This is a genomic window from Corallococcus sp. AB032C, assembly GCF_003668935.1.
GTDB classification, from domain to species: Bacteria; Myxococcota; Myxococcia; order Myxococcales; family Myxococcaceae; genus Corallococcus; species Corallococcus exiguus.
In genome coordinates, this window is the sequence record NZ_RAWP01000086.1 from 13,230 (window position 1) to 32,288 (window position 19,059).

At 69.8% G+C, this 19,059-nt stretch carries 17 protein-coding genes; 4 read left to right on the plus strand and 13 right to left on the minus strand.

The window, feature by feature from the left end:
- Window position 1: 1 nt before the first annotated feature.
- The 11 genes from D7X99_RS30270 to D7X99_RS30320 form a co-directional block, all read right to left on the minus strand.
- On the minus strand, window positions 2-490 hold the full coding sequence (locus D7X99_RS30270; RefSeq protein ID WP_121780816.1) for a flagellar assembly protein FliH: 489 nt from the start codon (window positions 488-490) through the stop codon (window positions 2-4).
- A 59-nt stretch (window positions 491-549) separates the two neighbouring features.
- Window positions 550-1,863: a type III secretion system ATPase SctN gene (sctN, locus tag D7X99_RS30275; RefSeq protein ID WP_121780817.1), complete on the minus strand. Its 1,314-nt coding sequence runs from the start codon at window positions 1,861-1,863 to the stop codon at window positions 550-552.
- 46 nt (window positions 1,864-1,909) lie between these two features.
- Window positions 1,910-2,587 carry a FliH/SctL family protein gene (locus tag D7X99_RS30280; RefSeq protein WP_121780818.1) on the minus strand — a complete coding sequence of 226 codons (678 nt, stop codon included), beginning with the start codon at window positions 2,585-2,587 and terminating at the stop codon, window positions 1,910-1,912.
- A gap of 24 nt (window positions 2,588-2,611) precedes the next feature.
- Entirely contained in the window at window positions 2,612-4,702 is a 2,091-nt protein-coding gene (locus D7X99_RS30285; protein ID WP_121780819.1) for a hypothetical protein, read from the minus strand.
- A gap of 113 nt (window positions 4,703-4,815) precedes the next feature.
- A complete protein-coding gene (locus D7X99_RS30290) occupies window positions 4,816-5,637 on the minus strand; it encodes a type III secretion protein (protein WP_120580835.1) in 822 nt (273 codons plus the stop codon).
- Window positions 5,638-5,746: 109 nt separating this feature from the next.
- The gene (locus tag D7X99_RS30295; RefSeq protein WP_233601465.1) at window positions 5,747-6,307 is read right to left on the minus strand and encodes an ATP-dependent helicase HrpB; all 561 of its coding nucleotides are present in this window, start codon (window positions 6,305-6,307) and stop codon (window positions 5,747-5,749) included.
- Entirely contained in the window at window positions 6,189-7,025 is an 837-nt protein-coding gene (locus tag D7X99_RS30300) for a sigma-70 family RNA polymerase sigma factor (protein ID WP_120580834.1), read from the minus strand. Before D7X99_RS30300 ends, D7X99_RS30295 begins: the two co-directional genes overlap by 119 nt.
- 9 nt (window positions 7,026-7,034) lie before the next feature.
- On the minus strand, window positions 7,035-7,430 hold the full coding sequence (locus tag D7X99_RS30305; RefSeq protein WP_120580833.1) for a hypothetical protein: 396 nt from the start codon (window positions 7,428-7,430) through the stop codon (window positions 7,035-7,037).
- A 26-nt stretch (window positions 7,431-7,456) separates the two neighbouring features.
- The gene (locus D7X99_RS30310; RefSeq protein WP_120530743.1) at window positions 7,457-7,891 is read right to left on the minus strand and encodes a lipopolysaccharide assembly protein LapB; all 435 of its coding nucleotides are present in this window, start codon (window positions 7,889-7,891) and stop codon (window positions 7,457-7,459) included.
- A gap of 95 nt (window positions 7,892-7,986) precedes the next feature.
- Window positions 7,987-8,547 (minus strand): hypothetical protein, encoded by a 561-nt coding sequence (locus D7X99_RS30315; protein WP_121780820.1) that lies wholly within the window; start codon window positions 8,545-8,547, stop codon window positions 7,987-7,989.
- Window positions 8,548-8,688: 141 nt separating this feature from the next.
- Window positions 8,689-8,973, minus strand: a complete 285-nt coding sequence (locus D7X99_RS30320) for a hypothetical protein (protein WP_121780821.1) — start codon at window positions 8,971-8,973, stop codon at window positions 8,689-8,691.
- A gap of 280 nt (window positions 8,974-9,253) precedes the next feature.
- On the opposite strand from D7X99_RS30320, the gene D7X99_RS30325 reads away from it, so the two are divergent.
- The 3 genes from D7X99_RS30325 to D7X99_RS30335 all read left to right on the plus strand — a co-directional run bounded on the left by D7X99_RS30325 (window position 9,254) and on the right by D7X99_RS30335 (window position 12,697).
- Window positions 9,254-9,841, plus strand: coding sequence for a hypothetical protein (locus tag D7X99_RS30325; RefSeq protein ID WP_121780822.1), 588 nt, complete (start codon window positions 9,254-9,256; stop codon window positions 9,839-9,841).
- Window positions 9,842-9,969: 128 nt separating this feature from the next.
- A complete protein-coding gene (locus D7X99_RS30330) occupies window positions 9,970-11,295 on the plus strand; it encodes an NAD(P)/FAD-dependent oxidoreductase (protein ID WP_233613843.1) in 1,326 nt (441 codons plus the stop codon).
- Window positions 11,296-11,380: 85 nt separating this feature from the next.
- A complete protein-coding gene (locus D7X99_RS30335; RefSeq protein WP_121780824.1) occupies window positions 11,381-12,697 on the plus strand; it encodes a hypothetical protein in 1,317 nt (438 codons plus the stop codon).
- On the opposite strand, the gene D7X99_RS30340 is transcribed toward D7X99_RS30335, so the two are convergent.
- Together D7X99_RS30340 and D7X99_RS30345 are read right to left on the minus strand one after the other, a co-directional pair.
- Window positions 12,687-13,775, minus strand: a complete 1,089-nt coding sequence (locus D7X99_RS30340; RefSeq protein ID WP_121780825.1) for an EAL domain-containing protein — start codon at window positions 13,773-13,775, stop codon at window positions 12,687-12,689. The two genes, D7X99_RS30335 and D7X99_RS30340, sit on opposite strands and share 11 nt — an antisense overlap.
- Before the next feature lie 15 nt (window positions 13,776-13,790).
- The gene (locus D7X99_RS30345) at window positions 13,791-15,242 is read right to left on the minus strand and encodes an LVIVD repeat-containing protein (RefSeq protein WP_158627092.1); all 1,452 of its coding nucleotides are present in this window, start codon (window positions 15,240-15,242) and stop codon (window positions 13,791-13,793) included.
- 183 nt (window positions 15,243-15,425) lie between these two features.
- Between D7X99_RS30345 and D7X99_RS30350 the strand changes: the two genes are divergently transcribed.
- Complete coding sequence (locus D7X99_RS30350; protein ID WP_169831809.1) at window positions 15,426-19,013, plus strand: PD40 domain-containing protein; 3,588 nt, start codon at window positions 15,426-15,428, stop codon at window positions 19,011-19,013.
- Window positions 19,014-19,059 lie beyond the last annotated feature (46 nt).

A 19,059-nucleotide genomic window follows, 5' to 3' on the forward strand; every position in this document is an offset into this window, starting at 1 on the left:
GTTACTTGCGCTGGCGGGCCAGGAACAAGGCGCTGCCGATCTCCTCCTGGCCCAGCTCCTCCCGATCCTCGCGTTCCTTTTTCACCTGCTTGACGAACTTCTCCTTGTTCTTCTCGATGGCCTTGAGCTCCTTGGCGGCCTCGGCCATCAGCATGCGGCGCTGCTCCACCAGGCGGCCCGCCGTCCGGACGACCTCCTTCTGGTGTTCAATCTGGAGGGCGACCTGGGCTTCGTCGTCCTTCAGACGCGCCTCGAAGCGGCCCATCATGTTCATGCCGTTGATGCCGGCGCCCTTGGCCATGATCTGCTGAAAATACTCGGCGACCTTGGCCTTGCGCTCCTTGCGGCGGCGCTCCAGCTCCGCCTCCAGGCGCTTCTGTTCCTGCTCTTCCTTCGCCAGCGCCTTGACGGCGTCCGAGAAGGCCTGTTCGGCCTCCTCCTTCGCCTTCTCACGCATGTCCAGCAACACCTGCAACCGGTACGGGGGCATGGTGGAGGCATCCTACCCAAAAACCGTCCGTTCCGTAGGTGTGCCGGGGGCGGCCCGGGTCACTCCGCGAACAGGTTGATGAGCTGCTCCACGGTCTCCTCGTACGGGGAGTTGGAGTGGGTGTCCTGCTTGAGGAAGTCGATGATGGAGTCGTACTTCTCGATGGCGTAGTCCGTCCTGGGGTCCGCGCCGGCCTGGTAGGCGCCCAGCAGGATGAGGTCGCGCTGCTTCTCGTAGGTGGAGAGCGTCTCGCGCAGCTTGCCGGCGGCCTTCTTGTGTTCCTTGCTGACGATGCCGCTCATCACACGGCTGAGACTCTGGAGCACGTCCATGGCCGGCCACTGGTTTCGCGCGCCCAGTTCACGGTTGAGGATGAAGTGGCCGTCGAGAATACCTCGGACCTCGTCGGCGATGGGATCTTCCATGTCACCGCCGGCCACGAGGCAGGTGTAGATGGCGGTACACTTGCCCTTCGCCGAGTTGCCCGTGCGCTCGAGGATGCGCGGCAGCATGGAGAAGACGCTGGGCGGGTAGCCCTGACGCGCCGGGGGCTCGCCGATGGCGAGGCCGATGTCGCGTTGGGAGCGCGCCAGACGCGTCACCGTGTCGAGCATGAACAGCACATTGCCGCCGCGCTCGCGGAAGTACTCCGCGATGGCCGTGGCGACGTAGGCGGCGCGCAGACGCACGAGGGCGGGCTGGTCGGACGTGGCGCACACCAGCACGGCGCGCTTCATGCCCTCCTCGCCCATGGCGTCCTCGATGAACTCGCGAACCTCGCGACCACGCTCGCCGATGAGCGCCACGACGCTGAGGTCTGCTTGCGTGTTGCGGGCAATCTGACCCATCAGCGTGGACTTGCCGACGCCGGAGCCGGCGAAGAGGCCCACGCGCTGGCCCTCGCCCACGGTGAGAAGCCCGTCGATGCAGCGCACACCCAGAGGCAGTGGATGCTCGATGCGCTGGCGGGTGAAGGGGTCCGGGCAGTCGCGGTCCACGGGCCAGTCGATCAGGTTCTCCCCCTCCAGGGGCATGCCGTCCATGGGCTCGCCGATGCCGTTGAGCACGCGGCCCAGGAGCCCGTCACCGCACTTGATGGTGAGGGGACGCCCCGTGGGGATGCACTCGCTGTCCGGACCGATGCCGTACAGCTCGCCCAGGGGCATGAGCATCACCTCGTCGCCCACGAAGCCCACGACCTCCGACTTCATCAGGCCGCGCTGACGGTTCTTGACGAGCACCAGCTCGCCGATGCGCACGTTGGGCACACTCGCCTTGATGACGAGCCCCGTCAGCTCCGTGACGCGGCCGCGCACCCGGACGAGGGACGCTTCCTTGATGAGGTCGTAGTAGCGCGAGAGGTCGATGGCCATGGCGGATTCCGGGAGGGGCTCGAGGGCGCGGCGGGGGCCAGCAGGCTCAGGGAGGGCCGCTCTTGCGACTGGTGTCCGGCTGCAGGAGGTTCTGGAGCATCTCCAGCTGCGTGGGCAACTGCGCGTCCACGGTGCCGAACTCCGTCTGGACGATGCAGCCCACGGGAGCGACCTCCGGGTCCTCCTTGATGGCCAGGTCCACCGTGCGGCCGATGAGCTCCATCAGCTGCGGGCGCTTGGCGCGCAGCACCGTGGCCGTCTTCGGGTGCACGCGGAGGACCATGGCGCGCGCATTGCGGAGGTTGTCGATGGCCGCGGCGCACATGTCCACCAGCAGCTCCGGCTCGCGCTCCAGGTCGCGGCCGAGGATCTTCTCCGCCATCTTCAGCGCCAGCGAGATGATGTCCTGCTCCTGGGAGTTGAGCATCTCCCCGGCCTGCATCTTCGCGCGCAGGAGAAGCTCCGTGGCCTGGGCAATGCCTTCCTGACGGCCCAGGTCCCTCGCCTTGGCGAAGAGCTCCTCCTTCTCGCGTTGGGCATCGGCGAGGATGCGCTCACGCTCGCGCTGGGCGTCCTCGATGATGCCCTGGGCGCCCTGGCGCGCCTCGAAGACCTCGGCGTTCATCACGCCCGCGCGCGGCGGACGCAGCGCCGGTCGTTCGGACGTGGCGACGACCACCGACTCCGCCAACCCGTCCCCCTTGATTACCTTGCCGATCGCCATGGGCCGCTCCTTGGAGACCGGATGCTAGCGCGTTCCGCCGCGCGGTCCACGCCCTCCCGGACTACCCGCGTCATCCGGGCCCGGCCGGTCGGTGGGAGGGGGGCGCCGGCGGCCCACCTGCGTTCCCTCCGAGGAACGGGGCGAGGATGCCTGACTGGAGAGCACTCGCGGCGGACGCTCCGGCTCGCCCCCCGGTTCGGGACGCGCCGCGGGACGACTGCCCGTGCGCGAGCGCAGCACGCGGGCCCCGTCAGCGGCTTCCCCGGAGGGTTCCGGGCGACGGGGGGCGCGCTCCTCCGCGTCGGCGGGAGGCCGCGCGGGGCGCTCGGCCCGGACGGAGCGGCCTTCCGGCGCATCTGGCTCCGGCGGGCGTGACGCACCGCGTGCACCCAGCCGCGAGGGCGGAGGTCCAATACGGGCGCCGTCTGGCTCCGGCCGGACGGGACGCGCGGGCCTGGGGACCTCTGGATCACGGCGGCCGGGAACGGCTCCGGTGGACGCGCGGGGCGCGGGCCCCACCGACGAGCCCCGGTCCACCGGCATGCGGCGCATCTGGGAGCCGTTCGCATCCCCTTCCGGGGCCGCCATGGACGCGCGGGGCGGAGGCCCACGCTCGCGTTCCACCGGCATCCGGCGGATCTGCGAACCACCCGCCTCACCTTCCGGCGCCCCCATGGAGGCACGGGGCGCGGGCCCACGCTCGCGTTCCACCGGCATCCGGCGCATCTTCGAACCGTTCGCGTCCCCTTCTGGCGAAGCCATGGACGCGCGGGGCGCGGGCCCCACCGACGAGCCCCGCTCCTCCCCTGGAGCCGGACGCGGACGTCCGGCGGGGGGAGCCGCGCCCGGGCCCGCGTCACGGCTGGACGCCGCACCCGCGCGACGGGCCGCGCGCTCGGCCATGAAGTCGCGCTTGGCGCCCGCATCCGCAGACTCCGCGGCGGGGGGGGCTCCCCGCAGGGCCTTGGGGGCGCGGAGCGCGGGTGGGCGTGACGGATCCGGCGCGGTGGTGCGCAGTCCCTCGCGCGGCGCGGGTGCCGCCCCCGGACGGGCTCCCGGAGCCGCGGGGCGTGCTCCCGGAGCTTCGGGACGGGCTCCCGGGGCAGCGGGCGCGGGCTTCCGGGCCCCCGGCGGTGGAGGCAGCACGGCGGAGGGGCGCGGCGGGGCAATCAGCCGCACGGGCCGCTCGATGAGGCCGCGCACGGCCAGCCGCTCCAGGTCCATGACGATGTCGGTGCGTCCGCCATCGCCCCGGGCCGTCGGCCGCGAGCGCTCCTCGCGCACCCACTTCGCCACCAGGTGGCCGAACTCGCCGCGGTGCTTCTCCAGCATGCGCGCGGCGAACTCCGGGGACTGCGCCACGCACGCGCGCGCCAGCCGCTGCACGCCCGCGCTGCGGATGGCGCCGGCCAGCCGGTTGAAGCCCTCGTGCAGGTTGATCTGCGCGCGCGCGTCCTCTTCCGGGAGCTTGCGCGGCGCATTGGCCGCCACGGACTTGCTCATGAGCTGGAACAGGTCCGGAGGCAGCGACTCCATGAGGCCGTTCAGCTCGTCCTCGGGCAGGCCCGCCAGCGCCGGCCCAAGCACGCGCGCCCCCAGGCGGTCACTCACCGTGAGCAACTCACGCGTCTGGAGGTTGAGCACGTCCGCGAACTTGAAACCCGCGGACTGGCCCGCGGCCTCGCGCGACAGCGCCTCCTCCAGCTTCCAGCGGATGATGTCCAGGACCTGCGGCCGCACCTCACGGGTGAGCTTCACGCGAGAGGGAGGCAGGTGGCCGCGCACGGCCTCCGCCATGTTGCCGGGCAGCGCTCGCAGGGCGACTTCCACCAGGGCGCCGCGCTCGCGCTGGAGCAGCGCCGCCAGCCGCTCCGGATCCCCGGTCCACAGCTGGCCGCGCCGGTCCTTCATCAGCCGCTTGAGCTCCTGCACCACCGCGGGCAGGCGCTTCTCGCGCGGAATCTGGAGGATCTCCTGCGCGCGGTGGCGCAAGAGCGCGCCCTCCTCGTCCGGCAGGTGCTCCAGCGCCGCCATGCTCTCCTGGCCCCCGAAGGTGACCGCGGTGAGCAACATCATGGTCTGGCGCTTGCTGAGCGAGGTGAAGAAGGAATCCAACGGTCACCTCGCGGGCCCCCAGGTGGCCCGCTGAAGATGGAAGTCGTGTCCCCGGCCTGGAGGACACGTCCCGCGGTCCACCCCAGGAGGGCCGCGGGAAGCGACGTGCAGGTCTAGCCCTCGCGACCGCCGCGCGCACGCGCGGGACGTGCCGCCGCCGCGGGGGCAGCGCCACCCGAGCCGCCGCGCATGAAGGTCCAACCGGTGAGGCCCATCATCGCCAGGATGAGCGCGAACGCACCGCCGAGGATCATCTTGAAGGTGCTCGCGCTGGCGGCCGTCATGCGCACGCCGAGCACGTCCTGCAGGCGGTTGGTCTCCGTGGTCTCCGCCGAGGGGGCCAGGGCCTCCGTCATCAGCACGGTGACGGCCTCCGGCTTGAGCTCCGCCACGGAGCTGGCGACGAACTGCTTCACCGCGTCCATCGTCACGGGGGGCTTGCCGCCCTCCACCGTGCGGTACTTGATGAACACGGAGGCCGACGGCATCGGCTTGTTCTCCGGCTGCGACAGGTCGTTGTTCTCCGGCACCATCACGATGGCGCGCGCTTCCAGCACGCCGTCGATCTGGTTGAGCGCGTTGGAGACCTCACCCGCCATGGCCTTGAGGAGCATGGCGCGCTCCTCCGTGGCGGTGGGCACCATGCTGCCCTTGGCGAAGTGGGACAGGCCCTTCTCCACCGGACGCGGCAGCGAGTTGCGCTTCAGCAGCTCCGCGGCCTGCGCGGCGTCGCCCTTGGGGACGACGATGGTGAAGCGCACTTCGTTGCCACCCTCCGCCTTCTCTTTCTTGGAGTTGATGCCGTTCTTGCTGAGCAGGACGTAGATTTCATTCGCGTCCGCCTCCGTCAGCTCGTGCTGCAGCTCGATGGAGCAGCCGGTGAGGAACAGCAGGGCGAGGAGCGGGGCGGCGAAGACGGGCGTTCGGCGAGTCATGGGCGCGCGTAGCTTAACAGGGCCCTTGCAAAACGCGGAAGGGCGCCCCCTCCCGACTTTGGGAGGGACCGCCCTTCGCATGCCGCCATGGCCCGGCGGGGTGGGGACTTCAGACCTGCGTCTTGACGACGTCCTTCAGGCCGCTGGTGGCCTTCTCGACGACCTTCGACGTGAGATCCAACTCCTGCGAGTACTTGTACATGGACGCCTGGAGACCGAGCAGCTCGGCGTTGGACATGTTCTTGCCGGAGGAGGCCTCCTTGATCAGCTTGTCCATGCTGACCTGGCCCTTCTCAAGGCCCGAGACGAGGTCGGACACCATGCCGCCCGACTTGGTCGTCTTGGAGGCTTCGGCCTTCGCGTCCACGGGCTCGGCGCCCTTGGCGGTGGCGGGCTGCTGGGCGGCGCCGCTCACCTTGTTCAGGTTGGCCTTCTCCGCCTTGTTGACGGTCTCCACCTGGCGGACGTTGTCCACCTTCTGGGTGGCCTGCGCGGCCTGGGCCTTGTTGACGTTCTGGGCGGCGTCCACCTGGCCGGCGCCCTGCGCCTTGTCAGCGAGAACTCCGTCGAACTTCGACGCGCCCGTCTTCTGAGTCTGCTGCGCGCCCTGGTCCTGCAGCTTTTGCTGCGCTACCTGTCCCGCGGAGATGCCGCTCATCGGAGCCGCCATGTGACACCCTCCTTGCATCCGTCGAGGGGGGAGGGAGTTCCTCCTCCTCGTTCAAGAGTTCCTTGAGCCGATCAATGGCCCGCGCATGAAGCCGCGACGCCCAGCTCTTCGACTGCCCGATTTCCGCGCCTGCCTCTTCCAGCGTGCGTCCCTGGAAGTAATAGCCCTGCAGGAGCTTGCGCTCTTTCTCCGGAAGCTTCTCGATGGCCGAGCGCACCCGGTTCTTCAACTGCTCCATCTCCAGGCGCTGATCCGCCGGGAGGGATTCATCCACGTAGCCCGCCGCCTCCGCCCCTTCCGCCCCCGCCGCGAAAACCGCCGCGAGGCCCGCCACGGCATCCGAGATGTCTCCAATATCATCGTCGAATGACGACCCGCGGTTGCTTGATCCCTGCTCGCGGTCCGCCAGATTTCCCAGATACGCCGTCGCGCGCTCGCCCTGATAGGCGGTGCGGGCGTCCGCGCCTCGCAAGACCCCCATCTTCCTCAGACCGTCGAAGATGGCGCCCTTGATGCGGTAGTGGGCAAAGGTGAGGAAGTTGGCGCCAACCTTGGGGTCGAAGCGCTCAGCGGCTTCCAGCAGACCGATTTGCCCATAGGCCAGCAGTTCATCCAGCTCCAGCTGGGCATTGAACTGCTTGCGCACGGTGGCCGCGAGCGACCGCACGTACGGGCCGTACTTCTCCAGGATGACCTTCCTGTCTTCACCCAGAGGCAAGCGGCGCGCTCACTCGGCCTTGGACCACAGCCGCTCGAGAACCTGGTTCAGCCGGGGATCATCCTGCAGGGCCCCGGCGATGCGGCCCGTGAGGGCAGCGGACTTCATGTTCAACTTCTCCTGCAGTACTTCGGAGACGAGCGCCTTCGTCGCCTCTTCCTTGCTCTTGAAGCCCCCGTTCTTCAGCCGCTTGGCGATGGCGAGGGCCTGCGCCGCGATCGGATCCGTTGCCTGGGGGCCCTGGATGTTGCTGGAGCCTACCAGACCCGAAGGCCCGACGAGCGATTCCGTGCGGTCCACCTTGCCGCCAAAGGACGCGCCGGCGGCACCCGACGGACCGGACGCCCCCTTCGCGCCGCCCGCGCGGCCCTTCCCACCCCCACGTCCAACTCCACCGACAGCCATCGACGTACCTCCTTCGCCTTCCGCGACTACTTCTTCGGCGGAGGCAGGGCCCCCGCTTCCTTCGCCTGGATGAGCGCCTGGGCCAGCTTCGCGCCGTCGCTTTCGGGCTCCAGGTCGATGGCGGCCTTCAGTTCCTTGAGGGCCTCCGGCACCTTGCCCATGAACAGCAGCGCTTCACCCGCGTGTGCCCGGGGAAGCGACGACAGGGGCGCGAGCCGCTGGGCGACCCGGTAGGCCGCCAGGGCCTTGTCGTGCTTGCCCTGCGCGAACTCCACGGCGCCCAGACCAATCTGGGGCACCTCGCTCTTGGGCATCAGCGCGGCGGCACCGACAAAGACCTCCTTGGCCTTGTCGAAGTGACCCATGTCCAGCCACAGGTAGCCAGACTCCAGCAGGACCATGGCCGGCTGGCGCGCCAGGGGCACGAGGCTGTTGGCAATCTCCGAAGGGGTCTCCGCCATGGACGTCGCGCTGCCTTTCCTGTCGCCGGAAGCACGGAAGGCGGCCGTCGAGGGCCGCCTTCCTTGCACCGGTCAGATTCCGCTGTCCGTGAAGACTAGCGGATGTTGCCGATGGAGTTCTTGGTCGTATCGTGCCGCGACTTCATCACGTTGGAAACAGCCGTGAAGAGCTGCGACTCGTGCTGCATGGCGGACTGCATGTTCAGCAGCTTGACGTTGTCGTCCATCATGGACTTGAGCGAGCCGTTGGTGTTGAGCTGGTCGCCCACGCTGCCGCCCGAGCTGGAGCCAACGCTGGTGCCCAGCGAGGTGGAGCCGCCCGTGGAGGGCAGGCCCGAGCCGCCGACGCCCGGCAGGTTGGTGGAGGGCACCGCGCCGGAGCCGGTGTTCATCACGCCCACGTACGGGCCGCCCTGCATGCCGGAGCCGGAGGCGCCGGAGAAGGTCTGCGCGGAGGAGACGGCCGCGGAGACGATGCCCGCGCCGGGAACGAAGCCCGCCACCGCGCCCACGCCCGCGCCCACGGCGCCGACGGTGCTGTTCAGGCCGTTCTGAACGCGCGCACCGAAGCTCGTGTTCGGCGTCTGCCGAGCCGTGGTCATCTGGGTGTTCATGCGCAGGTTCGGACCCATCATGCCGCTGTCGATCTTTGCCATTTCAGCCTCCGCGCTGGTGCCAGCGTTGATTCAAAAGGGGAGCCGGGGATCATCCCGTGGCTCTTTCAAAGGATTATCGGGAGAGTCAGCCGCCGGTTGCCTGCTGGTGACAAGAAATCGTCCGGGCTCCCGAAAAGCCCGTTATTTCCGGCCCTTGGACTGCTTCGACTCGTCGACGAGCTTCTCGCGGACGTCCACGAGCATGCCGAGCAGCTGCTCGGACCGCGCGATCGCAGCCTGGGCCTTCTTCCCGATCTCCGCGCGCGGGCCCTTGAGGTCGGCGAGCCCCTGCTTGACGGGCGCGAAGAGCGCCTGGACGTCGCTGGCGGAGGCCTTCTCGATGAAGGTCTCGACGGCGGGGTAGGACGGGACAGGCAATTCCTGGGGCTGGGGCTGCGGCGCGGAGGGCCTGGCGGGCGGGGGCATCGAGGTCACGGTCTCCTGGCGGGGGCAGCCGTGCGGCCAGCCTCCGCTCTTTCCCCAGCACGCTAGGTGAATCCGGAATCGGCTTCAAGCACCCCACCCGGCGGCTGGAGCGCCGGTTGTCGGTTCCGGGCCACGCCCCACGGGCCGGGGAGCGAACGGGCACGCACGCGGTCTTCCCCCTCCGGCCTGCCGCCCACGCCCATCACCCCTAGCTTTTTCCCAGCGGGGGGCCCGGTGGGTGCCGCCCCGTCCCACTCACACATCATCCGGGAGAGATTCCATGAAGAAGCTCATTGGGGTTTTCGCGTCCGTGGCGCTGCTGGGTTCGGGTGTTGCCTTTGCCCAGGACAGCACGACGCAGCAGGGGTCGCAGCAGCCGTCGACGTCGTCCGGCAGCATGCAGGGTAACTCCGAGAGCACGGGCAGCTCGGACGCCATGGGCGGCTCGGGGTCGTCCGCGACGCACTCGATGGGTTCGTCGAGCATGACGGGCGCGAACGAGCTGACGGGCAAGGTCGTCAAGAGCGACAGCAAGAAGGTCTACATCAGCAGCGCCAGCGGCGCGGTGGTGCCCCTGGACATCGACAGCAAGACGCAGTTCACCGACCCGAGCGTGAAGAACGCCAAGAGCCTGAAGGAGGGTCAGGAGATCCGGGCCAGCTTCCAGGTGAAGGACGAGAAGAACATGGCGACCAGCATCTCGCCGAGCTCGGGCACGGGCGGCTCGGGCTCCGACACGATGGCGCCGGACTCGTCCATCAACGAGGGCAAGGGCGGCTCGGGCGTGGATGACCAGAACAAGGGCATGGGCAACGACTCCACCAAGAACCCGGACACGGGTTCCAGCAGCTCGCCGAAGACCTACTAGCACCGCCACTCCCCTCCCCTGTTCCGCTCCCGCATGGGAGGGGAACCCTGACTCGCGGCCCCCGTTCGTCGGTGGGCCGCGGGTGTCTTTGCATGAGGGGTGCTTCCGCGCGGCGGATCAGGAGCGGCATGGACCACGAGGCGGATGTCGTCATCCTGGGGGCCGGCGCCGCGGGGCTCGCCGCGGCTGAGCGATTGATGAGCAAGGGCCTGCGGGTCATCGTGCTGGAGGCACGCGACCGCGTGGGCGGCCGCGTGGCGACGCTCCGGGACACGGTGGCGGACGTGCCCCTGGAGCTGGGCGCCGAGTTCGTCCATGGCAAGCCCGGTGGACTGCTGAAGCGCATCCACCGGGCGGGGCTGACGGTGAGCCCCTGCAACGACGCGCATGCGCTCCTGTGGCGAGGGAAGCTGGATGTCAGGGAGGACGCCTTCGCGTTCCAGGAGCCCCTGATGTCCGCGAAGGGGCCGGACCGTCCCATGGCCGCGTGGGTGAAGGAGCAGGCGCGCATCCACCAGTGGCCGCCCATCGTGTGCGCGATGGCGCGCTCGTACGTCCGGGGCTTCTACGCGGCGGATCCGGACGTCGCGAGCACGCTCGCCATCGCGCGGATGGAGCGGACCGCTGACGCGTCCGGGGGCACGACGCCTTCGCGCGTGCTGGAGGGATATGACCGCGTGCCGCACGCGATGGCCGCCAAGCTGCTCGCGAAGCCGGACACGCTGTTCCTCAATGCCGTGGCCGAGGAGGTGCGCTGGAGACCGGGCTCGGTCCTCGTGCGGGCCCGGACCCGGCGGGGAACTCCGCTCGGGACGTTCCGGGGGGAGCATGCGGTGGTGACACTTCCCGTGGGCGTGTTGCAGGCGAAGCCGCCCGCTCCGGGTGCCGTGCGCTTCGTGCCGCGCGTTCGGGAACAGGAGCGCGCCTGGAACCGCTTGGCGATGGGCTCCCTGGTGAAGGTCCTCCTGCGCTTCCGCACGGCGTTCTGGCGCGAGCAGGAGGCCACCGCGCGCTTTGGCTTCTTCCACGCGCCCGCCTCCGCGTTCTCTACATGGTGGACGCTGTCGCCCCACCGACGCACGCGGCACCTGGTGGGCTGGAGTGGCGGCCCTACCGCCGCCTCGCTGTCCCGCTCGAGCGAGAAGGTGGTGCTGGGACGCGCGCTCCAGGGGCTGTCCCAGCTCTTCCATCTCTCCGTGCTGGAGCTGCACGCGCGGCTGGAGGCGTGGCGCGTGCAGGACTGGCAGGCGGAGCCGTACACGCGCGGGGGCTACGCGGTCATCCCCTCGGGGGCGATGGACGCCGTCGAGGCGCTCGCGAGGCCCGTGGGACGGACGCTTTTCTTCGCTGGCGAGGCCACGCACGTGGGCGGCGATGAGGGCACCGTTCACGGCGCGCTCGAGACGGGCCGTCGCGCGGCGGACGAGCTGTTGGCCCGGAGCTCGAAGGCTTGAGCCCTTTTCGTCCTCCTGCCGGAGGAGCGAGCGGAGGGGCGCTGGCGGAGATGTGGAAGCGTTCGCGCGTGGACATCTTCAGGGCATGCGCTTCTGGATCGCCATCGTCGCGGGATTGAGCATGGGTCAGGCGTACGACCCGGAGCCATTGCCTCCGGAAGATCCGTCCGTGAGGGACCCCGCCGCCGCGGCATTGCAGGATGCCTATGAGCAGGCCAATGAGGACCGGAACGGTGCGCGGCCTCCACAGGACTACGTCATCCAGGCGCCGTCGGATCCGACCGAGGGCAGCTATTACTCGCTGACGCCCCTGATGTCCGATGGCAACCCGCCGGTGACTTCGGGCGATGTCGCGGTCCAGCAGTCCCAGAGGTATGTGCCGCCGCCCGTGCCCACGGTCTTCGCGCAGCAGCCCGCCCCTGGTGAGCAGACGGAGACGGAGGCCACGCAGCCCCAGACGGGCACGGGAGGCGCTGGAGCCGCGGGGAGTTCGACGGAACAGCCCGCCACGGGTTCGGGGACGGCGGGTACGACTACGACCACGGGCGGAACGACCGCGGGGCAGCCCGCCACCGGCGCGGGTGCTGCGGGGACTGCGCCGGCATCCGGTCCCACCGAGGCGAATGCCCCTGGCTTCGGGGGTGGCTACGACACGGGCGCGACACCTCTGGATACGTCAGGCGCGACGGTGCAGGAGCCGACCACCGCGACCGGCGGCTCGGGCACGGCCGGCACGACAGGGACCGAGACCGCCACGCAGCCCCCCGCGACGGGTGGCGCAGGTGCGGCTGGCACTCCGGAAACCGGATCCGCCGCGCAGCCCGCGACGGGTGGCGCGGGTACGGCGGGAACTGGCACCGCCACTCCGTCTGGCACGACGGCTCCGGCCCAGACGCCGCAGGACGCCGCCGCGGCCAATGAGGAAGTGACGCGTCTGCGCCAGCGCATCGCGGACCTGGAGCAGGAGATGGAAGCCCGCGACACGCGCGCCACCGAGCGCACCCAGGCCGTGCAGACCCAGGTGGACACGCATGAGCAGCGCGCCTACGAGGCCGAGCGCGCCCGGCAGCAACGGCTGGCGCGGATCCAATCCGGCGGCCAGTGGATGCTCGCGGCGGATCAGGCGCTGGAGCAGGGCGAGATGAACGTGGACAACGCCCTGGACATCGCCGACGAGGACTTCTCCGCCGTGCGCCAGAGCGCCGCGGCCTTCGGGCAGGGCGGCGTCGTGGTCCAGGCCGAGCGCATCCGCGCGCAGATCGCCTACGCCCGGGATGCCGCCAACCGCCGGGACAGCTACGCCGCGCGCATCGCCCTGCAGAGCGCGGGCGATGACCTGCGGCTGGCGCGCGCCGCGAGCCTGGAGCGCTCGGGCACGTCCAACTCGCTGCTCAATCCGTGATGCGCGGGGTGGTGCTCGCCGGTGCGCCCGCGGGCTTCGCGATGAGGTAGCCCTGCACGAAGTCCACCCCGTGCCGGCGCACCCAGGACAGCTCCTCGGGCGTCTCGATGCCCTCGGCTACCGTCTGGATGCCGAGCTGCCGGGCGATCTCCAGCAGCTTCTGCACGATGGACGCCTTGTAGGGGTCCGCGTGGACGCCCCGCACCAGCTCCATGTCCAGCTTCATGAACTCCGGCCGGAGCTGGTGGATGAGGTTCAGCGACGAGTAGCCCGCGCCCAGGTCGTCCAGCGCCACCTTGAAGCCCGCCGCTCGGTAGAAGTCCACGATGGCGCGCAGGTGCGCCGCGTTCGCGGCCCGGTCGGATTCGATGATCTCGAAGACGACGTGCGACTCCGGGATGCCCGACTCGCGGATGGCTTCCACCGTGGAGCGCAGGCAGTGGGCCGGATCGTAGATGGCCGTGGGCGTGAAGTTGATGAACAGGTGCGTGCTCAGCTGGTGCCGCACCGCCTCGCGGATGGCCGTGGTGCGCGCGGCCAGGTCCAGTTGGAACAACAGGTCCGCCTCGCGCGCCGTGTCGAACAGCCGGTTCGGGGGCACCAGCGCCCCGTCCCGGTCGCGGCCTCGCAACAGCGCCTCGTGCGCGAAGACGCGCGAGGTGTCCTGCGCGTGGACGATGGGCTGGAAGAACGTGGTGAGCCGCGACTCCGCCAGCATGTCCACCAGCCACCCGGACTGATGCAGCGTGGTGAGCCGCTGCAGTGAGTCCACGCGCGGGAAGTCCGCCATGCCGGGCTCGCCGTCGCCCTCGACGAAGAGGGCGCGCGTGCCCCGCACCTCCTCCGCCGTCAGCACGTTGGGAAGGCTCGCGGAGAGCTTCCGCAGGCCGCCCTGCCCCATCCCCACCACGACGCACTGAACGTCGGTGCGCAGTTGGAAGGTGTCCCCCGAATCACGCAGGTGCGCCACCAGCTTGCCCAGGCTGTGACCCAGCGGCGGCCACAGGAAGAGACGCCCCGGTACATCCGGCGTCTCAGGCAGGGTCTGGCAGCGGCCACATCCGTTCAACGGGGTCATGACACAGCCTTGGCGTCACGGGGTGTGGCGGAAGATGAGCAGCCCGCGCGTCGTGTCCCACCCATACACCAGCCCGTCCGCGACATGAACGCCCTGCAGGCCGTCGAAGTAGCTCTTGCCACGGCCCGCGTCGGTCTCGTTCCAGGTGTTGAAGTACCCGGCGGCCTTCGGCGTCCCCAGCGTGGACACGTCGTACACCCGCAGGCCGTCCTGGTAGTTGGCCACGTAGAGGGTGGTGCCCGACAGGGTCATGCCGCCCAGCGTCGCCTCGAGCCGCAGCGGCAATTCACCGCGCTGCACGATGGCCTCCGGGTTCGTGGCGTCCAGCGCCAGGATGGCGGAGCCCCACGCGTCCGAGCCCTGGTAGACGACCGTGGTGTCCCCCAGCTTGCCCACCGCCAGGGCGCTGGTGGAGGGCCCGCCGAACCGGCCCAGGATCTTGGGCAACTTCGCCGTCGTCGCCAGGGGCGCGAGGTCCGTCACCGTCACGCCGTAGCTCCAGTTGCTCACGTACAGGCGGTTGTCCTGCACCGCCAGCGCGTAGGGGTACTCGCTCAGGTCGGGCGAGGAGCCCTCCACCGTGTAGCGCACCACGAGGGTCGGCGCGGACGGCTGGGTCACGTCCAGGATGATGATGTCCGACTTGGGCAGGGGCGACGCCACGTAGAGCAGGTTGCCGTCCTTCGCCAGGCCGTCCACGCGCACCGTCAGGTCCCCCAGCACCGTCTTGTCGCAGGTGGGGACCTCCGGGTTGGCGAGGCTGCAGATGCGGATGCCCTTCGCGTAGGTGCCCAGGTAGAGCGTCGTGCCGTTGACGAGCGCGTTGGTGAACGTCTCCGAGGGGATCTTCTGCTCGGACACCAGCGTCGGGTTCGCGGGGTCCTTCACGTTGTAGACGAACAGGCCCTCGCTGCCCGCGATGACGTAGGCGTAGCCGTCCGCGACCGCCACGCCGTTGGCGGCGCCGCGGGGCAGCACGCCCTGGCCCAACAGCGCCACGCGGTCGGACTCGGCCTCGCCCTCGCGACGCACGACGCGCCTGGCGGTGAAGGTGCCCTGGCTCACCGTCGAGCCGTTGCCGCACACGCGCACCACCCCCAGCACCTCGCCCGGCCCTGAGGCCTTGCAGCCGGCGAACGCGTAGCGCACCGTCGAGCCGGCCGTGCTGCCCGCCACGTCGCTGGCCAGGAAGAAGGTGTCCGGAGTGACTTGCTTCGTCGTCATCGCCAGGCCGACGAGGAGCGGCTCGCCGGGCGAGAACCGGATGGACGAAGGGCCCGAGTAGCCGTCATTCAGGTCGACGTTGACGTTCCACACGCCTTCCGCCTGAACGGCACCCAACGTCGACCTGTCACAACCGGTCAGGTCGATGGCTTCAAGCTGACACTCGGCCTTGTTATCGGAATTGTCCTTGCCACAACCGAAGGCAAGGAGCGCGGTAGCGGCGACGAGAGAGAGACGATTCATTCCCTCCTCCATACCGGGCCATCCCGACCGCCGCCAAGTCCCCCGGCGTGTACAGAGGGAGAAGCGCCGGGACGTCCACCGCAACGCAAAGAAACAAAAGGACCGCTTGTGCGTTTCCGGTGGGAGAGGGAGCCTTCCGCCAGGCCCCTGATGGCCTGTCTCCTCGCCGTACCGAGGTGCTTTTTGAACCCCCGTCCGCACGTCATCGCCGTGCTGCTGGCCCTGCTCCTGCCGGAGCTCGCGCTGGCCCAGGTCTTCGTCGTTCCCCGCCGCGCGGGGAAGACGCCCGTGAACAGCTTCGAGTTCGAGTGGCGGCATGTCGACATCCTCGTGGGCCCCGCCGCCACCGGCCTGGCGAAGCCCGCGGACCACACCGCGCATGAGAATCCGCCCGGCACGCAGGGCGGCGCCAATCCGCAGGCGCCCACCACGTCGCCCCAGACGGGTGACCCGCAGTCTCCGCCGGGCGGCCCGGAGGTCACCCCTTCCGGCAACGTGACCATGGCGCCGCCGGGTGATCGGATGCCCCCGACCGATGGCATCGCGCTCGACATGGGCGCGTCCGACGCCGGCATCCCTCCGACCGTCACGGGCCTTCCCGACGGCGGCATCCCGCCCCCGGGCGTGGTGGCGCTGGTGGACGGAGGCTCGGTGGGCGACGCGGGCACGCTCGCGGGCGTCACCAGCGAGGACGGCGGCGCGGTGTTCTCCGGCGCGCCGCTGATGCTGGGAGGCGGCACGGACGGCGGCTTCAAGTACACCTACGCGAAGGACCTGGGCGCGAAGACGGGCGGCGTGCGCTTCTACTTCTACGAGCGCGAGCGCGAGGTGGCCGAGCGGGCCGCGCCCATCGTCGAGGAGGCGTACCGGTACCTGGTGGATCAGTTCAAGTACGTCCCCACGGAGACGTTCCCGTACATCCTCTACAGCAGCTACGCGGAGTTCCTGCAGACGAACGTGTTCGCGGTCTCCGAGGGCACGCTGGGCGTCACCTCCACGGAGGACCTGAAGCTGTCCCTGCCGTACCTGGGCGACCACCACCTCTTCGAGGAGGTCAGCACGCACGAACTGGCGCACCAGTTCACCATCCAGAAGGTGCGCACCGTGGCCGAGCAGGCCAAGACGTTCGGCGATCCGCTGGGCGGCTACCCGCTGTGGTTCATCGAAGGCCTGGCGGAGTTCTACGCCAAGCGCGGCCTGGACCCCGAGGCGGAGATGATGGTGCGGGACCTGCTGGTGAACCCGGACCTGATGAAGGGCTATGCCTTCCTCGACTTCTTCTCCCCCGGGCCGTACGGCTACCTGTGGATCTACAAGGTCGGTCAGGCGCGCGTGGCGTTCCTGGAGGACGAGTACGGCGCGGGCATCACCCAGCGGCTCCTGGAGGAGGCGCCCCGGCTGGTGGGCGGCTCGCGCGACTCCCCGTCGCTCAAGTTCGAGGAACTGCTGGAGCGGCTGACGGGGGATGATCCCAAGCGCATCTCCGCGCGGTTCGAGAACTGGCTCAAGCGCCGGGCGTTCAAGACGTACCTGGACTCGTCGCAGACGGCGCCCGCGCTGGACTCGATTGGCGAGACGCCGGGAATCGTGACGGCGATGGCCAGCGGTCCGGACGGCAACGTGCTGGCGCTGCGCACCATCATTCCGGAGACGGGCGAGAGCCGGCTGTACCTCACGGATCCGCGCACGCCGGGCAAGACGGTGAAGGTGGCGGGCGACGGCGTGCCGGGCGTGGAGTCCCTGCACCCGGTGTCCGGCCGCAACTTCGCGCTGACCAAGGACAAGCTCGCGTTCGTGGCGGAGCGCACCGGGCGCGACGTGCTGTACGTGCAGGACTACGTGCACACCTCCGAGAAGCGGGCCACGGACGTGCTGGTGCGCCGGTCGGCCGTGCGCACGGGCATTGGCACTGAGGTGGGCCTCAACGTGAAGCTGGAGACGGGCGACCGGCGCGCGTACCGCGTCGACAAGCAGGGCGTGCTGGCCATCTACTCGCCGGCCTTCTCCCCGGACGGCCGCTACGTCGCGTTCATCGGCATCAACGACACGGGCCTGCGCGACGTGTACCTGGTGGACCTCACGCAGGGCGAGGACGCGAAGATCCGCAAGCTCACCGACGACGTCTTCGCCGAGCGCCAGGTCACCTGGGGCCCGTCCGGCATCATCTACACGTCCGACGCGACGTCGCACCGCAAGTACAACCTCTTCCGCATCAAGCCGGACGCGCCGGTGGGACAGTCCGAGCGCCTCACCAGCGAGGACCGCGACGAGGCGGATCCGCTGGCGCTGCCGGACGGCCGCGTGTTCTTCGTGGCCTTCAACAAGAGCAGCTCCGACCTGCACGAGCGGCTGGCGGATGGCCGCATCGTGCGCCGCACCGACCTGACGACGGGCGTCTTCGAGCCGGGCCCCGGCCCTGACGGTGGCCTGTGGATGCTCTTCCACATGAGCGGTGAGCGGAAGCCGTCCCTGCTGCGTCCGCCGCGCATGCTGTCGCTGGAGAGCCCGAAGGAGCCGGTGGCGGATCCGCCCTCCCCCATGGCGCTCAAGCCACTCACCGACGCGCAGGCCTACAGGCCCTTCACGCGGGAGAACATCGAGCTGGGGCCCATCTTCGGCTTCGCCGGCGCGGGCGGTGGCGGCTTCGTGGGTCAGGTGTTCGCGTCCGCGTCCGACCGGCTGCGCGACCACCAGATGGTCCTGACGCTGGCGGTGTACGGCTCCTTCGAGTTGACGGACGGCCTGCTGCTCTACGTCAACGACGAGAAGCGCACCACATGGGGCGCCGGTCTGTTCCAGTCACTGCGCTTCCGCGTGGACAAGACGTTCGACAACCTGCCGCCGGAGCAGCGGCCGTTCTTCGTGTCGTCGGAGCGTTACTTCGGCGCGTTGGGCAGCCTGCGCTACCCGCTCAGCACCTTCTTCTACCTCCAGGGCGACCTGAGCATCGGCGGCACGAAGTACTTCCTGGATGACTTCAGCGAGTTCTACCTGGCGTTCCCGGAGCGCAACGAGTCGAACATGGAGCTCTTGTCCGCGTGGCGCGCGGACAACCAGCACATCCGCTTCCAGACGGAGCTGAGCGGGCGCGTCGGCTACGACAGCATCAAGTACCACTACGCGACGGGGCCGCTCTCGGGCAGCTCCGTGCTGCTGGAGGGCACCCTCGGCGTGCAGCCCTTCGACGGGCAGGCGTACGGCAACCTGCGCCTGGACGCGGAGCGGTACTTCCCCATCTACGGCCGCACCAACTTCTTCGCGCGCCTGGGCGCGGGCACCACGGCGGGCGGCCGCTACGCGCGCTCCTACTACCTGTCCAGCTTCGACACCCTGCGCGGCGTGAACTTCGGCGACGAGCGGTGGCTGCTGGGCCAGCACTTCGTCTACTCCACGCTGGAGGCGCAGCTGCCCCTCAACGACATCATCCGGGTGGCCTTCCTGAGCGACCTGGAGGCCATCGCCGCGGTGGACATGGGCGGCGTGGGTGACGGCGCGAGGGACCTCTGGGACCACCGCGTGCTCAACGCCGTCGTCGGCTTCAACCTGTCGCTGGGGCCCCTGCTGCTGCGCCTGCACTTCGCGCGGCCCTTCGACATCAACGCCGCCGCGGGCATGCCCGACGAGGGCTGGGTGACGAACTTCTCCATCGGCGTCGCCGGCCTCAACGGCTTCTTCGACACCAAGGGCGACCGCAGGCCGGGCTCTTCCACGCCGGGCCCTGCGCTGATGCCCGCCCTGGGCGGAGGCTACACCACGCCCATGGTGCACTGAGGTCAGGGGCGCGCTTCCCTCTTCGCAAGGGAGGCGCGCTCCCGTG